This window comes from Streptomyces sp. NPDC002490 (genome assembly GCF_040296045.1).
Lineage (GTDB): Bacteria > Actinomycetota > Actinomycetes > Streptomycetales > Streptomycetaceae > Streptomyces.
In genome coordinates this window covers 43,693-58,730 of the sequence record NZ_JBEOWM010000015.1, presented here as the reverse complement: position 1 = coordinate 58,730, position 15,038 = coordinate 43,693, and the positions used below count along the sequence as shown (strand labels likewise).

Genomic DNA, 15,038 nt, shown 5'->3' with positions numbered 1-15,038 from the left:
GCGCGACGCCCGCGCTCCGGGGCCGTCGTCGGTCCTGCTTCCTTCCGCTTCCGCCCACCCGCCCGGCGCAACCCGGACCGCCACCACGCCTTTCGGCCACCGGACCGCCACAAACGGTCGTTCCGCACGGCCGCGAGGGAAACGGGCGGACGGGGCCCGGGGCTGGGTCGGGGCCCGGGGAACGCGACCGAGCGTCACCGGGACGGACTCCCGTGGGCCGCGCCACCCGGGCGACGGGACGTCACCAGGTGGCGCGCAACTGGCGGATGATGCGCCGCCGCAGCCGCACGCGGCGACTGCCGTCGGGATTGAGGCGGAGCCGCTCCAACTCCCAGTGTCCGTACTCTGCGTGGTCGGTCAGGAGGCGGGTGGTGTCCTTGCGGGTCACCCCGCGCGGCACGTACACGTCGACGAATTCGTATTCCGGCATCGCCATCTATTGTGCGGGCACCGGCCCGGTACGGATAGCGTCTGCACTATGTCTGATGCTGCGCAGCCCACGGTTGCCGAGGTACGCGCCGCCGCCGAGGCGGTGAAGGCCGCTCTGGACCGTCACCTTGCGGCGGTCGAGAGCAGGTCGGGGGAGGACGACCCGGCCGTCTACGAAGCGTTCAACGAGCTGGCGGTGGCGGCCGAGGAGTACGACGAACTCCTCTACGACCGCTACGACGAGGTCACCCCCTTCGAGATCCCCGGTGCGGAGGACGCCCTTCCGCCGTACGTGGGGCCCGAGGAGCCGAACGCGCTCAGCGTGCTGATCCGCCGTGACTACGCGGTGGTGGAACCGCAGCGCCTGATGGCCCAGGCCCAACGGGTCGAGGCGGCCGAGGCGGACGGCACGCCCCTCGCCGACTCGCCGGGCCGTACGGTGCACGGCGCGCTCGGCGTCCTCTTCGGCGAGTTCGAACCGGACGAGATCGCCTCCCGGCACAAGGAGTTCGGGCTGGAGGAGGGCGACTCCACCCTCTGGGTGACGGCCGCGGAGGAACCCGCCGACCCGGGGGAGTGGCTGGAGGCGCCCTTCGACCAGACCGACCCCCAGCGGGTGGTCTGCCGCTTCGACGTCAGCTCCGTCTTCGACGACGACGAGTACCTCACCGGCGGTGACGAGGACGACGAGGGAGTCGTCGAGGACGCCGACGAAGGCGGTGCCGGGCACCGCTGACCGCGCAGCACGGCCCGCTCGCCCCGGCGGGGGAGCGGGCCGCACCGTCGAACCGACCCCGTCACCCCACCTCGGCGGAGGCGGCCGGACCCTGGCCGCGGAGCAGCAGCGGCAGCCGTGTGGTGCGCGGGCGCGGCGCGCCCGCCGCCACCGCCTGCGACAGCGCCTGTTCCACGCCGTGGACCACGGAGAGGTGCCGTTCGCCGCGGCTGAACGCGGTGTACACCCAGGCGCGGTCCAGGGCCCCGGCGGCGTCCGGGGGCAGGACCACCACCACGGCCGGCCAGCGGTGTCCGGCGGCCTGGTGCGCGGTCAGCGCCCACCCGTGCCGCACGGTCCGCTCGACGTGCTCCCGGGGGACGAGCACCGGGCCTTCGGTGCTCGTCAAGCGCAGGCCCTCGGCGTCGGCCCCGGCCACCAGGCCCGGCACCGTCCGTCCCGGGGCGGGGGACCACACGACGCAATCACCCGGATCGAAGCCGCCGAAGCGGCCGGGGCCGGGGTTGAGCCGTTCCTTGAGGGCGGCGTTCAGCGCCCGGGTGCCCGCTCCTCCTCCGTGGCCGGGGGTGATCACCCGGGTCTGCTCGGACGGGATGCCGAGGGCCCGCGGCACCGAGTCGACGACCAGTTGGACGGCGCGGTGGACCGCTTCCGCCGGGTCCTGCACCGGAACGATCACGACCTCCTTGCCCGGGGCCTCCACCCGGGTGAGCTCGCCGAAGGCGATGCCGCTGGTCAACTCGCCGAGCGGGCCCGGGTCCGGGGTGCGCGAGGCGACGTGCGGGCAGGTGCGGGAGGCGAGCAGGTCCGCGAAGACCCGGCCGGGGCCGACCGACCACAGGGTCGCCGGGTCGCCGCCGAGCACCAGTCGGGCCCCGTCGGCCAGGAGCTCGACCAGCAGCGCCGCGCCCTCCACGTCGAGGTGGGGGGCGTCGAGCACCACGAGCAGGTCGGCGGCGAGCGCCCCTTCGGCGTCCCGCCCCGGTCCCTCGGCTGCCGACAGGAGCCCCGGGACCGTCACCGCCACGCCCTCGGGAACCGTGCCGTCCGGCGCGGCCAGCAGGGCGGCGAACCGGTCCCGGCCGTCCGCCGTGTGCGCGGCGGCCACCACCCGCCGGCCCGTCGCCAGCGCCGCGGTGACGAGGGCGGCGAGTTCGGTGCGGGCGGCCTCGCCGCCGGTGTGCAGCACCAGGGCGCCGGCGGCCGTGGCCGCGAGCAGTTCGGCCGCCGGCCCACCCGTCTCCGGCTGCGCGGGCGAGCCGCTCTGGGCCGGGGCGTTCAGCAGCCGGGCGAGGCCGTCCGCGAGGCTCTCCTCGGCCAGGGCGAGCCGCTCCAGCCCGACCAGCACCCGTACCGGTCGCTCCGCCTCGGCCCCGCCGTCGGCGGCGCCGGGTCCGGTCCCCCCGGAGCCGTCCGTGCCGGCGGGCTCCAGGGCGTCCTGGAACACCAGGACCTCGCCTTCGGCGACGGCGCTCTGGAGGGCCTCGTCGGGCTCCGGCACGGACCGTCCGGCGAGGGCCGTCCGCAGGGCGGGGACCTCCAGCGCGGTGTGTCCCGCGAGGGCCGCCCGCTCCAGCAGCCAGACCGTGAGGGCGCGACCCCGACGGGCGTCGTCCGGGCGGCAGTCGGGGCCCAGCAGGGTCCGCGCGAATCCGTCCGCCTGTTCGGGGAGCACCCCCGGCACCCGGAGCAGGTGCCACGGGTCCTCGCGCAGCCGGTCCGCGGCGTCCTCGCCCAGGTCCGCGGCGACCGGTGCGGCCAGGGACTGCGGAGCACCGCCCGCTGCCAGCACGGCGCGCACCTCGTCCACCACCGCGGCGGGCGGCCCGGCGGCCTCGGCGGGCGCTGCCGCCGGGCCCGTGCGGGACGGGGCGGCGGGTTCGGGGGCCGGCGGGGGCGGGGTGGGCGGGGTGAAGCTCCTGGCCGGGCGTTCGCCGCTCTCCACCGCCCGGACGGCGGCGAGCAACTCGGCAGCGGTACCGCTGAGCTTGGCGCCGCTGTCGACGGGGCCGTCCTTCTCGGCCTTGCGCCGCTCGATGCGTTCCCGCACCTCCCGCTGGGCCGCGATCTCGGCCGCGGCCTCCGACCCCTCGTCCGACCCCTCGGCGGTCGCTGACCCGGCGGCCTCCCCGCCGTCCGTCGTCCGGTCCGCGGGGGGGTCCTCCTCCGCGGTGCTGTCGGGCGCGGTCGGAGCGTCGTCGTCGGCGGGCGTCGGGGCGTCCTGCGCGCTGGAGCCCTCGGCCTCGGCGTGCGTGCTCACAACGTGCTCCAGTCCTGGTCGGGGTAGCGGTGGACGGGCGCCGACACGTCGTCGAGGGCCCGGCAGATCTCGTCGGGAAGACTAAGCGTCTCCACTGACAGGGCGGCGTCGAGCTGCTGCGCGTTGCGCGGGCCGATGACCGGGGCGGTCACTCCGGGGCGGTCCCGCACCCAGGCCAGGGCGACCTGGAGCGGGGTGACGGCGAGGCCGTCCGCCGCGGTCACCAGCGCGTCGACGATCCGGCCGGCCTCCTCGTCCAGGTAGGGCTCCACGAACGGCAACAGATGGGCGGAGGCGCCCCGCGAGTCCGGGGGAGTCGCACGCCGGTACTTGCCGGTCAGGACGCCGCGGCCGAGGGGGGAGGAGGGCAGCAGCCCCAGCCCGAGGTCCACGGCGGCGGGCAGCACCTCGCGCTCGACCCCGCGTTGGAGCAGGGAGTACTCCATCTGCGTGCTGGCCAGTCGGGCCCGGGCGCCGGGTGCGGCGAGCTGCCAGGTGGCGGCCTTGGCGAGTTGCCAGCCGCAGAAGTTGGACACCCCCGCGTAGCGGGCGCGACCGCTGCTCACGGCGATGTCGACGGCCTGGAGCGTCTCCTCCAACGGGGTGGTCGGGTCGAAGGCGTGCAGTTGCCACAGGTCCACGTGGTCGGTGCCGAGGCGGGCCAGCGAGGCGTCCAGCGCGCTCAGCAGGTGCCCGCGGGAGCCGTCGAAGCGCCGGTCCGGGTCGAGGACGCTGCCCGCCTTGGTCGCGATCACCAGGTCCCGGCGCGGCACCAGGTGGTCTATCAGCCGTCCGAGCAGGTACTCGGCCTCCCCGCCGCCGTACACGTCCGCGGTGTCGACCAGGGTGCCGCCCGCCTCCCAGAAGGTCTTCAACAGGTCGGCGGCATCTCCCTCGTCGGTGTCGCGGCCCCAGGTCAGGGTGCCGAGCCCGATGCGGGACACGCGCAGGCCGGTACGGCCGAGATACCTCTGCTCCATGGGCGTGGACATTACTCGCCGGACGTCCACGGTCGCCCAGACCTGTGGATAACCGATGACAACGGGACCGACCGGTGCCGCGCTCCCTCCGGCGCCCGTCGTCGCCACCGTCCTGACGGGCGGGGCGGGGCGCGCTAGGGTTCCCCGGACACGACGTTACTCGCCAGTAAGGAGCATCGGTCATGCAACTCGGCATCAACCTCGGCTACTGGGGCGCGGGAGCGGACGGGGACAACCTCGCGGTGGCCCGGGAGGCGGACCGACTCGGCTACGCCGTGTGCTGGGCCGCCGAGGCGTACGGCTCGGACGCGCCGACCGTGCTGGCCTGGGTCGCCGCCCACACCGAGCGGATCGACGTCGGCTCGGCGATCCTCCAGATCCCGGCCCGTCAGCCGACGATGACCGCGATGACCGCCGCCACCCTCGACGCGCTGTCCGGCGGTCGGTTCCGGCTCGGCCTCGGGGTGTCGGGCCCCCAGGTCTCCGAGGGCTGGTACGGGGTGAAGTTCGACGAGCCGCTGGCGCGCACCCGCGAGTACGTCGACATCGTCCGCCGGGCGATGAGCCGCGAACGCCTGACCCACCGGGGCCGGCACTGGACGCTGCCGCTGCCCGACGGCCCCGGCAAGCCGCTCAAGCTGACCGTGCACCCCGAGCGGCCGCACATCCCGCTCTACATCGCCGCGATCGGCCCGAAGAACCTGGAACAGACCGGTGAGATCGCCGACGGCGCCCTCCTGGTCCTCGCCTCCGCCGAGCACCTGGAGGAGACCGCGATCCGACACGTGCGGGCCGGGCGCGAGAAGGCCGGACTGACCCTGGACGGCTTCGACGTCTGCCCCACGCTGCCCCTCGCGGTCGGCGGGGACCGCGAACTCACCGCGCTCGCCGACGTCTTCCGCCCCCACACCGCGCTCTACGTCGGCGGCATGGGCAGCCGCCGGCAGAACTTCTACAACCGGCTCGCCCGGCGCATGGGCTACGAGCGGGAGGCCACCGAGATCCAGGACCGCTATCTGTCCGGCGACAAGGACGGGGCGGCCGCGGCCGTACCGCACGAACTGATCGACTCCACCACCCTGCTGGGTTCGACGGACCGCATCGCCGACCGGATGCACGCCTACGCCGCCGCCGGGGTCACCACCCTCACCCTGGCCCCCGCCGGACGCACCCTCGACGAGCGGCTGACCGCCCTGCGCACCGGGGCGCGGGCGCTGGAGCGGGCCGGACTCGGCTGAACCCGCCCGCGGCAGCGCCCCGCCCTTCCCGGTCCGCGCGGACCGGGAAGGGCGGGGCGCGCGAGGAGGCTCCGCGGCCGTGGTGGGGGCTCGGGGGTCTTCCCCGCCACGGCCGTCACCCAGCACAACGCGCCACCACCCGCACGGTTACTCACCGCGCCGCACGCACCCGTCCCCCGTTCGGCCGAGTGCGCACCCACACCTGTTGCCGTCCGAGGCCGCCCGCATTTGACTCGTTCTGCGCGGAACCCTGCACGGAGGTGGCAGTCATGCTCTCGGCCAGAAGCCTGTTCCAGGAGATCCTCGACAACGACGAGTCGTTCCGGCTGTTCTGCTCCATCGCGGCCAGCGGCGAATCCCAGGGCGGTTGGGAGAACGCCCGCATCGCCGCCCTCATCCCCGCCGCCGAACGCGACCTCGCCCCCAAGGTGGTGCGGCACGGCGCCGACGAGGACAAGCACGGGCGCATCTTCAACGCCCTGCTGAAGAAGCGCGGCCTCACCCCCGTCGACGTGCCCCGGGAGACCGACTACACGATGCTGCTGGAGGGCCGCGGCATCGGCCTCGCCCACGACAAGCTCCACCGGGACGAACCCCTGACCGTCCAGGACGTCGTCACCTACCTCTCCCACAGCCGCGTCACCGAGCAGCGCGCCTCCGAACAGATGGAACTGCTGCTGCGGCTCTTCGGCGACCACCCCGACCTCGGCCGCGCGGTCCGGATGATCTCCCACGACGAGGACAACCACCTCGCCTACTGCCACGAGGAACTGCTCCGCTTCGCCCGCGCCGGACACGGCCGGAACATCCAGCGGACCCTGCGGGAGTGCGCCCGGGCCGAGATCCTCGTCTACCGCGACGTCAGCCTCGCCGTCATGGCCCACATGGGACGCATCCTCGGCTGGTCCCGGGCCAAGGCCGCGGCCCTCGCGGCCGGCATCCACGCCGTGTACGCCTACGAGCGCGCGGTGGGTTGGCGACGGATGGTCTCCCTCAGCATGCCGGAACGCCGAGACGCCCTCGGCGGCCCCGCCACCGAGTTCGCCTGACCCCACCGGGCCCCGTCGACCTAGGCTGTCGGCATGCCCACGCTGATCCTCGTCCGGCACGGACGCTCCACCGCCAACGCCGCGGCCCTGCTCGCGGGCTGGACCCCCGGTGTGACCCTCGACGAACACGGCACCGCCCAGGCCGCCGGCCTGCCCGAGCGGCTCGACGGCGTCCCCCTCGCAGCCGTCGTCAGCAGCCCCCTCGAACGCTGCCGGCAGACCGCGGCACCGCTCCTCGCCGCCCGCCCCGGCCTGGTCGAGCACGTCGACGACCGCCTCGGCGAGGCCCACTACGGCGACTGGACCGGCCGCAAGCTGGCCGAGCTCAACGACGAGCCGCTGATGGCCGCCGTCCAGCAGCACCCCTCCTCCGTCGCCTTCCCCGGCGGCGAGTCGATGCGGGCCATGGCCACCCGGGCCGCCGAGGCCGTCCGGGAGTGGAACGCGCGGATCGTCGAGGAGCACGGCGCCGACGCCACCTACCTGGTGTGCTCGCACGGCGACATCATCAAGGCGCTGGTCGCCGACGCCCTCGGCCTCCACCTCGACCTCTTCCAGCGGGTGTCCGTGGAGCCCTGCTCCGTGACCGTGATCCGCTACACCCCCCTGCGCCCCTTCCTGGTCCGGCTCGGGGACACCGGGGACTTCGCCTCGCTCAAACCCCGCGACCACCCGCACCCCCCGGCCGCCGGCACCGACAGCACCGCGGAGGTGGGGGGAGGCGCGGGCGCGCCGTGATCGCCGGCCGCAGTAGGGTGAAGCGGTCGGAGCAACGCAGCCACCCCCGGTCGATCCCCTGATCGGCCCGTCGAGATCCCAAGGGAGACAGGACGTGTCCCGTCAGGTGTTCCTCTACGACCCGCCGGAGCGTTTCGTGGCCGGCACGGTCGGTCTGCCAGGGCGCCGCACCTTCTTCCTCCAGGCGTCGTCCGGCTCCCGGGTCACCAGCGTCGCCCTGGAGAAGACCCAGGTCGCCGCCCTCGCGGAACGCATGGACGAACTGCTGGACGAGGTCGTACGGCGCAGCGGCGGCAGCGCGCCGGTGCCCGCCGTGGCGCCCGCCGAGGTCTCCGACACCGCCCCCCTCGATGCCCCCGTCGAGGAGGAGTTCCGGGTCGGCACCATGGCCCTGGCCTGGGACGGCGAGGAACAGCGGATGGTGGTCGAGGCGCAGGCGCTGGTCGAACTCGACGCGGAGTCCGAGGAGGACCTCGCGGAGGCCGAGGAACGCCTCCTCCAGGACGAGGAGAACGGGCCCCCGATGCTCCGCGTCCGGCTCTCCGGCGCCCAGGCCCGGGCCTTCGCCAAGCGGGCCCTGGAGGTCGTCAACGCGGGCCGTCCGCCCTGCCCGCTGTGCAGCCTGCCGCTCGACCCCGAGGGACACGTGTGCCCCCGCCAGAACGGATACCGTCGCCGGGCATGACCGTCACCGAGCTGCTCGCCCGGGGCGAGCTGACGGTCCGCGGACGCATCCAGGAGGCGTCCAACGCCGCCCTGTACTGCACGGTCGAACACGACGGCGAGCGGGCCGCCTGCATCTACAAGCCCGTCGCGGGGGAGCGCCCGCTCTGGGACTTCCCCGAGGGCACCCTCGCCCAGCGGGAGGTGGCCTCCTACGCGGTGTCCGAGGCCCTCGGCTGGGACCTGGTGCCGCCCACCGTGCTGCGCGGGGGCCCGTACGGCGAAGGCATGTGCCAGCTGTGGGTCGACGGCGCCCCCGGGGCGACGGGGGAGGACCTGCTGGCCCTCGTCGACGCGGACGAGCCCGAGCCCGGCTGGAAGGCGGTCGGCCGCGCCGACGTCGGCGGCGGCCGCACCGCGCTGCTGGTACACGCCGACGACGCCCGGCTGCGCCGGCTCGCCGTCCTGGACGCCGTGATCAACAACTCCGACCGCAAGGGCGGCCACCTGCTGCCCGCTGCGGACGGGCACCTCTACGGCATCGACCACGGAGTGACCTTCCACACGGACGACAAGCTGCGCACCCTGCTGTGGGGCTGGGCGGGCGAGCCGCTGACCGGGGAGGCCGTGGCGGCGCTCACCGCCCTCGCCGCCGCACTGGAACCCGGCGAGCCCCTGGCCACACGGCTGGGGGCGCTGCTCGCCGGGCCGGAGATCGAGGCCACCCGGGCCAGGGTGGCCGCCCTGCTGGCCTCCGGCACCCACCCCCTGCCCGGCGGCCAGTGGCCCGCGATCCCGTGGCCGCCGGTGTAAACCCCCGGCCGCCCGGTGTAGCGGACGCACCGTCCGGTTACGCTCATGTCATGCATGCCTGGCCCGCTTCAGAGGTCCCCGCCCTGCCCGGTCGGGGCCGCGACCTCCGGATACACGACACCGCGACCGGCGGCCTCGTCACCGTCGCCCCCGGTCCCGTCGCCCGCATCTACGTCTGCGGGATCACCCCGTACGACGCGACCCACCTGGGTCACGCGGCGACCTACAACGCGTTCGACCTCGTCCAGCGCGTGTGGCTCGACACCAAGCGCCAGGTCCACTACGTCCAGAACGTCACCGACATCGACGACCCGCTGCTGGAGCGGGCCGAACGCGACGGCGTCGACTGGGAGGCGCTCGCCGACCGCGAGACCACCCTCTTCCGCGAGGACATGACCGCCCTGCGGATGCTCCCCCCGCAGCACTACATAGGCGCCGTCGAGGCCATACCGGGCATCGTCCCCCTGGTGGAACGCCTCCGGGACGCCGGCGCCGCCTACGAACTCGACGGCGACGTCTACTTCTCCGTCGAGTCCGACCCGCACTTCGGCGAGGTGTCGCACCTCGACGCCGCCGCCATGCGCCTGCTCTCCGCCGAACGCGGCGGCGACCCCGACCGCCCCGGCAAGAAGAACCCGCTCGACCCGATGCTGTGGATGGCCGCCCGCGAGGGCGAACCCCACTGGGACGGCGGTTCCCTCGGCCCCGGACGGCCCGGCTGGCACATCGAGTGCGTGGCCATCGCCCTGGACCACCTCGGCATGGGCTTCGACGTCCAGGGCGGCGGCTCCGACCTGGCCTTCCCGCACCACGAGATGGGCGCCTCGCACGCCCAGGCGCTCACCGGCGAGCACCCCTTCGCCCGGGCGTACGTGCACGCCGGGATGGTCGCCCTGGACGGCGAGAAGATGTCGAAGTCCCGGGGCAACCTGGTCTTCGTCTCCACCCTGCGCCGCGAGGGCGTCGACCCGGCCGCGATCCGGCTCGCCCTGCTCGCCCACCACTACCGGGCCGACTGGGAGTGGACCGACGAGGTCCTCCGGGAGGCGGTGGCCCGCCTCGGACGCTGGCGCGCCGCGGTGTCCCGTCCCGACGGACCGCCGGCCGAGGCCCTGGTCGAGGAGATCAGGGCGGCCCTCTCCGAGGACCTGGACGCCCCCGCCGCCCTGGCCGCCGTCGACCGCTGGGCTGCGGCGCAGGCCGAGCACGGCGGCACCGACGAGGGCGCGCCCGGGGTGGTCTCCCGCGCCGTCGACGCCCTGCTGGGCGTCGCCCTGTAACCGTCCGGCGCGGCACCCGCCCGGCCGGGCCCCACTCCACGGAGTGGGGCCCGGCCGGTCTCAGCCCCCCACCTCCCGCAGCCGTCGCCGCAGGTGGTCCCGTTCCGGCTCGGTGCCGGCGAGGGCGAGGGCCGCGCGGTAGGCCGCGGCGGCCTCGGCGCGTCGGCCGAGCCGTGCCAGCAGTTCCGCACGGGCCGCGGGGTAGGGGTGGTGGCGGCGCAACCGGGGTTCCTCGGCGAGGGCGTCCAACAGTTGGAGCCCGGCGCCGGGGCCGTCCCGCATGGCCACCGCCACCGCCCGGTTCAGCGCGACGACCGGGGACGGGGCGAGCGCCGACAGCACGTCGTACAGGGCCACGATCTGCGGCCAGTCGGTGCCCGGCACGTCGGGCGCCTCGTCGTGCAGTGCGGCGATCGCGGCCTGTACGGCGTACGGTCCGGGCGGGCCCGGGGCGAGCGCCGGGGGCACCAGGGCGAGCCCCTCCTCGATCATCGGCCGGTCCCAGCGCCCACGGTCCTGGTCCGCCATCAGGACCAGGGCGCCGTCCGGGCCGGTGCGCGCCGCCCGCCGTGCGTGCACCAGCAACATCAGCGCCAGCAACCCCGTGACCTCCCGTTCCCCGGGGAGTAGCCGGCGCAGCAGCCGGGTCAGCCGGATCGCCTCCTCGGCGAGGTCCGACCTCTGCAACCGCGGCCCGCCGCTGGCCGCGTACCCCTCGGTGAAGAGGGAGTAGAGCACCTGGAGCACTCCGGGCAGCCGTTGCGGCAGTTCGTCGGGGCCCGGCACCCGGAACGGGATGCGGGCCTCGCGGATCTTCTTCTTGGCCCGGACGATCCGCTGGGCCGTCGTCGCCTCCGACGCGAGCTGGGCCCGGGCCACCTCCGGGGTGGTCAACCCGGCGAGGCAGCGCAGGACCAGGGCGCCGCGGGCGTCCGCGGGCAGCGCCGGATGGGTGCAGGTGAAGAACAGCTGCAACCGCTCGTCGGGCAGGTCCCGGTCCGCGTCTGCCGGCGGGGCCGGGGCGGCCCGGTCGGCGTCGACCCCCAGGACCGCGAGCCGGGCCGCGTACGTCCGGTCCCGCCGCAGCCGGTCCACGGCACGGCGCCGGGCCGTGGTCAGCAGCCAGGCGCCGGGCCGGCGGGGGACCCCGTCCTCGGGCCAGTGCCGCAGGGCCGCTTCGACGGCCTCGGCGGCGACCTCCTCGGCCAGGTCGAGGTCCCCGAACCGGTTGACGAGGGAGGCCAACAGCCGTCCGTGCTCCTCGCGGAACACCTTCTCCACCGCCCGGTCGGCGGCGCTCCGGTCCCTGCCCGCCGCGGTCGTCCCCTCAGTCACCGAAGTCGCCGTCGCCGGCCACCGGCCGGACCACGACGGCACCGTCGCCGCGGGCCCCGGGACAGCGGGCGGCCCAGTCCAGGGCGGTGTCCAGGTCGGGCACGTCGATGACGTAGAAGCCACCGAGGACCTCGCGGCTCTCGGCGAACGGCCCGTCGGTCACGCTCCGCCCGCCCGCGGCGTCGACCCGCACGGTGGTGGCGGTGACGAGGTCCGCGAGGGCCTCGCCCGACACGTAGATCCCCGCGTCCCGGACGGCCTCGGTGTAGGCGATCCACTCCGCGACCTCGCATCCGGGGTCGGCGGCGGCGCCGTCCGTCGTTCCCTCGGCGCCCGCCTGGATCAGCAGCATGTACTTCACGGTCGGTCTCCCGTCGTCATGGTGTCCGGCGGCCGACCCGCCGTACACCCGTACGACGAACGGGACCCCACCGGATCGACAACCCCGCCGGGAAATTCTTCCGGACCCGGAGGACGACCGGGCCGGGCTCAGTCCTCCGGCGTCGGGTCCGGGCCGGCCGGGCCGTCCGGGCCGTCCTCCGAGCCGGACGGGGCGTCCCCGCCGCCGTCCTTCGGCTGGTCCTGGGCCGGGGGCTGCTCGTTGCCGGGCTCCACCGGCTCCGCGGGCTCGGTCCCCTCGGCCGCCCGTTGCGGTCGGGGCGGACGGGTGCGCTCGCCGGGCGTCTCCCGCAGGTACGCCCCGGCTTCGCCCTCGGTCGCGAGACCCGGTGCGGTGGCCGCGGAACCGCCGCCGCCGTCCCGGCGCCGCAGATAGCGCTCGAACTCGCGGGCGATGGCCTCGCCGGACGCCTCCGGCAGCTCCGCGGTGTCCTTGGCCTCCTCCAGGGTCTGGACGTACTCCGCCACCTCGGAGTCCTCGGCGGCGAGCTGGTCCACCCCGAGCTGCCAGGCCCGGGCGTCCTCCGGGAGATCCCCGAGCGGGATGCGCAGGTCGATCAGGTCCTCCAGCCGGTTCAGCAGGGCCAGGGTCGCCTTCGGGTTCGGGGGCTGCGAGACGTAGTGCGGGACGGCCGCCCACAGGGACACCGCGGGGACCCCCGCGTGGGTGCACGCCTCCTGGAGGATGCCGACGATCCCGGTCGGGCCCTCGTACTTGGTCTCCTCCAGGTCCATGGTGCGGGCCAGGTCCGGATCGGAGGTGACCCCGCTGACCGGCACCGGCCGGGTGTGCGGGGTGTCACCGAGCAGGGCGCCCAGGATCACCACCAGCTCCACGCCCAACTCATGGGCGAAGCCCAGCAGTTCGTTGCAGAAGGACCGCCACCGCATCGAGGGTTCGATCCCCCGGACCAGGACCAGGTCCCGCGGCTTGTCCCCGCCGATCCGCACCACGGAGAGCCGGGTCGTCGGCCAGGTGATCTTCCGTACGCCGCCGTCCAACCACACCGTGGGACGATTGACCTGGAAGTCGTAGTAGTCCTCCGCGTCGAGCGCGGCGAAGACCTCGCCCTTCCACTCCTTGTCCAGGTGCGCCACCGCGGTGGAGGCGGCGTCACCGGCATCGTTCCAGCCCTCGAACGCGGCCACCATGACCGGGTCGATCAGCTCGGGGACCCCGTCGAGCTCGATCACCCAGCGCCTCCTTCCGACAAGCCCTTGCGTACGCCCCAACCTTACGGCCATCGGAGCACCCCACCGCAGGGCCCTTGCACGGGGGAGTGAACGGACACTGCCCCGGTCAACGCCCCGTGACACCCGGCACGGCGAACCGGCACACCGGCTGCACGAACCGTTTCCGCAGTGCTTCCGCCCGCACGGGGCGGACCTGCCCGGTCCGCTACCGCGGGGGCGCGCCCGGGCCACCCGGCGCGGGGTCCGCCGCCGGGGGCGACGGCGGACCCCGCGCGTCGGTTCAGCGGCGGGCCTCCAGCAGTCGCCGGGTGCGGGACCGGACCTCCTCGGTGTCCAGTCCGCGGACGGTCAGCGTGGTCCGGCGGCGCAGCACGTCGTCGACGGTCACGGCCCACTCGTGGTCGCGGGCGTACACCACCTGGGCCCACACCTCGGGGGCGTCCGGGTGGATGCGCTCGGCCAGCGCGGGGTCCTCGTTGGCGAGCCGGGCCACGTCGAAGGCGAGGGAACCGTAGTGGGTGGCCAGGTGGCGGGCGGTGTCGGCGGCCATCCGCGGGCCCGGGGCGGGGCCGTCGACCAGCAGCCGGTGCGCCACCGCCCGGGGGTTGGCGATGCCGGGCAGCGGCAGCCGGCCGGGCAGTGCCGACACCGGTTCCATGTCCTCGCCCAGCGGTCGGCCGGGCAGCGCGGCCAGCTTCTCCACCACGGTGCGGCCGATGTGCCGGAACGTGGTCCACTTGCCGCCGGCCACCGACAGCATGCCGCCGCGGCCCTCGCTGACCACGGTCTCCCGCTTGGCCTTGGAGGTGTCGCCCGGCCCGCCCGGCAGCACCCGCAGCCCCGCGAAGGCGTAGGTGATCAGCGAGCGGTCCAGCTGGCGGTCCCGCACCGAGAAGGCGGCCTCGTCGAGGATCTGGGCGGTGTCCCGCTCGGTCACCGCCACGTCCGCCGGGTCGCCCTCGAACGCCTCGTCGGTGGTGCCGAGCAGCAGCATGTCCTCCCAGGGCAGGGCGAAGGTGATGCGGTACTTGTCGATGGGCGTGGCCAGTGCCGCGCGCCAGGGCGAGGTGCGCTTGAGGACCAGGTGGGCGCCCTTGGAGAGCCGTACCGAGGGGGCCGCGCCCGGGTCCTCCATCCGCCGCAGGCGGTCCACCCACGGACCGGTCGCGTTGAGCACCAGCCGTGCGTCCACGCCGAACTCGGTGCCCTCCAGCCGGTCCTTGAGTTCGGCTCCGGTGACCCGGCCCCGGGTGAAGCGCAAGCCGGTGACCTCGGCGTGGTTGAGGACCACCGCTCCGGCCTCCACCGCCGCGCGCACCGTCATCAGGGCCATCCGGGAGTCGTTCATCTGGCCGTCGCCGTAGACCGCGACCGCCTTCAGGTTCTCGGTGCGCAGCTCCGGCACGTCCCGCCGGGCCCGGGCGGGGGAGAGCAGGTGGCCGACGCCGTCGCCGAAGGCGGAGAGCGCCGAGTAGGCGAAGACGCCCGCGCCGAGCTTGGCCGCGCCGTGCGGGCCGCCCTTGTAGACGGGGAGGTAGAAGGTCAGCGGGTTCGCCAGGTGGGGCGCCACTTCGCGGGAGACCGCACGTCGTTCCAGGTGGTTCTCGGCGACCAGCTTCACGGCGCCGGTCTGGAGGTAGCGCAGCCCGCCGTGGAGCAGTTTGGAGGAGGCGGAGGAGGTGGCGCCGGCGAAGTCGGCGGCGTCCACCAGGGCCACCCGCAGTCCGGACTGGGCGGCGTGCCAGGCGGTGGAGATGCCCAGGATGCCGCCGCCGATGACCAGGAGGTCGTACGTCGCCCGTGACAACTGCTCCCGGGTCTGCGCGCGGCTGGGGGTGGAGCCGGCGGGCGGGTGCAGTCCGAGGGTGGGGTAGGCGGCGCCCGGTCGGGTGGTCATGGTGGTGCTCCTCGTCGTGCGGGGCGC

General features: G+C 75.0%; 14 protein-coding genes. 7 read left to right on the top strand and 7 right to left on the bottom strand.

Annotated elements, in window-relative coordinates; translation table 11 throughout:
- Positions 1-241: 241 nt before the first annotated feature.
- Positions 242-430, bottom strand: a complete 189-nt coding sequence (locus tag ABT092_RS12195) for a DUF5703 family protein (protein WP_351242684.1) — start codon at positions 428-430, stop codon at positions 242-244.
- Positions 431-478: 48 nt separating this feature from the next.
- Between ABT092_RS12195 and ABT092_RS12190 the strand changes: the two genes are divergently transcribed.
- Positions 479-1,165: a hypothetical protein gene (locus ABT092_RS12190; protein WP_351242682.1), complete on the top strand. Its 687-nt coding sequence runs from the start codon at positions 479-481 to the stop codon at positions 1,163-1,165.
- 61 nt (positions 1,166-1,226) lie between these two features.
- On the opposite strand, the gene ABT092_RS12185 is transcribed toward ABT092_RS12190, so the two are convergent.
- Both ABT092_RS12185 and ABT092_RS12180 read right to left on the bottom strand, forming a co-directional pair.
- Positions 1,227-3,437 carry a helix-hairpin-helix domain-containing protein gene (locus tag ABT092_RS12185; RefSeq protein WP_502968431.1) on the bottom strand — a complete coding sequence of 737 codons (2,211 nt, stop codon included), beginning with the start codon at positions 3,435-3,437 and terminating at the stop codon, positions 1,227-1,229.
- Positions 3,422-4,405 carry an aldo/keto reductase gene (locus ABT092_RS12180; RefSeq protein WP_351242678.1) on the bottom strand — a complete coding sequence of 328 codons (984 nt, stop codon included), beginning with the start codon at positions 4,403-4,405 and terminating at the stop codon, positions 3,422-3,424. Before ABT092_RS12180 ends, ABT092_RS12185 begins: the two co-directional genes overlap by 16 nt.
- Before the next feature lie 182 nt (positions 4,406-4,587).
- Here ABT092_RS12180 and ABT092_RS12175 point away from each other — a divergent pair, with 182 nt between their 5' ends.
- The 6 genes from ABT092_RS12175 to mshC all read left to right on the top strand — a co-directional run bounded on the left by ABT092_RS12175 (position 4,588) and on the right by mshC (position 10,186).
- Positions 4,588-5,643, top strand: a complete 1,056-nt coding sequence (locus ABT092_RS12175; RefSeq protein WP_351242676.1) for an LLM class F420-dependent oxidoreductase — start codon at positions 4,588-4,590, stop codon at positions 5,641-5,643.
- A 269-nt stretch (positions 5,644-5,912) separates the two neighbouring features.
- Positions 5,913-6,692 (top strand): ferritin-like domain-containing protein, encoded by a 780-nt coding sequence (locus ABT092_RS12170; protein ID WP_351242674.1) that lies wholly within the window; start codon positions 5,913-5,915, stop codon positions 6,690-6,692.
- A gap of 33 nt (positions 6,693-6,725) precedes the next feature.
- On the top strand, positions 6,726-7,430 hold the full coding sequence (locus ABT092_RS12165; RefSeq protein ID WP_351242672.1) for a histidine phosphatase family protein: 705 nt from the start codon (positions 6,726-6,728) through the stop codon (positions 7,428-7,430).
- Positions 7,431-7,524: 94 nt separating this feature from the next.
- Entirely contained in the window at positions 7,525-8,115 is a 591-nt protein-coding gene (locus ABT092_RS12160; RefSeq protein ID WP_351242670.1) for a DUF3090 domain-containing protein, read from the top strand.
- The gene (locus ABT092_RS12155; RefSeq protein ID WP_351242668.1) at positions 8,112-8,906 is read left to right on the top strand and encodes an SCO1664 family protein; all 795 of its coding nucleotides are present in this window, start codon (positions 8,112-8,114) and stop codon (positions 8,904-8,906) included. Before ABT092_RS12160 ends, ABT092_RS12155 begins: the two co-directional genes overlap by 4 nt.
- Before the next feature lie 50 nt (positions 8,907-8,956).
- The gene (gene mshC / locus ABT092_RS12150; RefSeq protein ID WP_351242666.1) at positions 8,957-10,186 is read left to right on the top strand and encodes a cysteine--1-D-myo-inosityl 2-amino-2-deoxy-alpha-D-glucopyranoside ligase; all 1,230 of its coding nucleotides are present in this window, start codon (positions 8,957-8,959) and stop codon (positions 10,184-10,186) included.
- Between the two features lie 60 nt (positions 10,187-10,246).
- Here mshC and ABT092_RS12145 read toward each other — a convergent pair whose 3' ends face one another.
- The 4 genes from ABT092_RS12145 to ABT092_RS12130 form a co-directional block, all read right to left on the bottom strand.
- Complete coding sequence (locus ABT092_RS12145; RefSeq protein ID WP_351242664.1) at positions 10,247-11,521, bottom strand: RNA polymerase sigma factor; 1,275 nt, start codon at positions 11,519-11,521, stop codon at positions 10,247-10,249.
- Positions 11,514-11,882, bottom strand: a complete 369-nt coding sequence (locus ABT092_RS12140; RefSeq protein WP_351242662.1) for a YciI family protein — start codon at positions 11,880-11,882, stop codon at positions 11,514-11,516. The genes ABT092_RS12145 and ABT092_RS12140 overlap by 8 nt, the downstream gene beginning before the upstream one ends.
- 128 nt (positions 11,883-12,010) lie before the next feature.
- Positions 12,011-13,114, bottom strand: coding sequence for a PAC2 family protein (locus ABT092_RS12135; protein WP_351242660.1), 1,104 nt, complete (start codon positions 13,112-13,114; stop codon positions 12,011-12,013).
- A 280-nt stretch (positions 13,115-13,394) separates the two neighbouring features.
- Positions 13,395-15,011: a glycerol-3-phosphate dehydrogenase/oxidase gene (locus tag ABT092_RS12130; protein ID WP_351242658.1), complete on the bottom strand. Its 1,617-nt coding sequence runs from the start codon at positions 15,009-15,011 to the stop codon at positions 13,395-13,397.
- Positions 15,012-15,038: the final 27 nt, after the last annotated feature.

Excerpts from the sequence above, each read along its gene's own strand:
- ABT092_RS12130 (WP_351242658.1), bottom strand. The coding sequence starts at position 15,011 with ATGACCACCCGACCGGGCGCCGCCTACCCCACCCTCGGACTGCACCCG.
- ABT092_RS12170 (WP_351242674.1), top strand. The coding sequence starts at position 5,913 with ATGCTCTCGGCCAGAAGCCTGTTCCAGGAGATCCTCGACAACGACGAG.
- ABT092_RS12190 (WP_351242682.1), top strand. The coding sequence starts at position 479 with ATGTCTGATGCTGCGCAGCCCACGGTTGCCGAGGTACGCGCCGCCGCC.
- mshC (WP_351242666.1), top strand. The coding sequence starts at position 8,957 with ATGCATGCCTGGCCCGCTTCAGAGGTCCCCGCCCTGCCCGGTCGGGGC.
- ABT092_RS12175 (WP_351242676.1), top strand. The coding sequence starts at position 4,588 with ATGCAACTCGGCATCAACCTCGGCTACTGGGGCGCGGGAGCGGACGGG.
- ABT092_RS12195 (WP_351242684.1), bottom strand. The coding sequence starts at position 430 with ATGCCGGAATACGAATTCGTCGACGTGTACGTGCCGCGCGGGGTGACC.
- ABT092_RS12155 (WP_351242668.1), top strand. The coding sequence starts at position 8,112 with ATGACCGTCACCGAGCTGCTCGCCCGGGGCGAGCTGACGGTCCGCGGA.
- ABT092_RS12165 (WP_351242672.1), top strand. The coding sequence starts at position 6,726 with ATGCCCACGCTGATCCTCGTCCGGCACGGACGCTCCACCGCCAACGCC.
- ABT092_RS12180 (WP_351242678.1), bottom strand. The coding sequence starts at position 4,405 with ATGGAGCAGAGGTATCTCGGCCGTACCGGCCTGCGCGTGTCCCGCATC.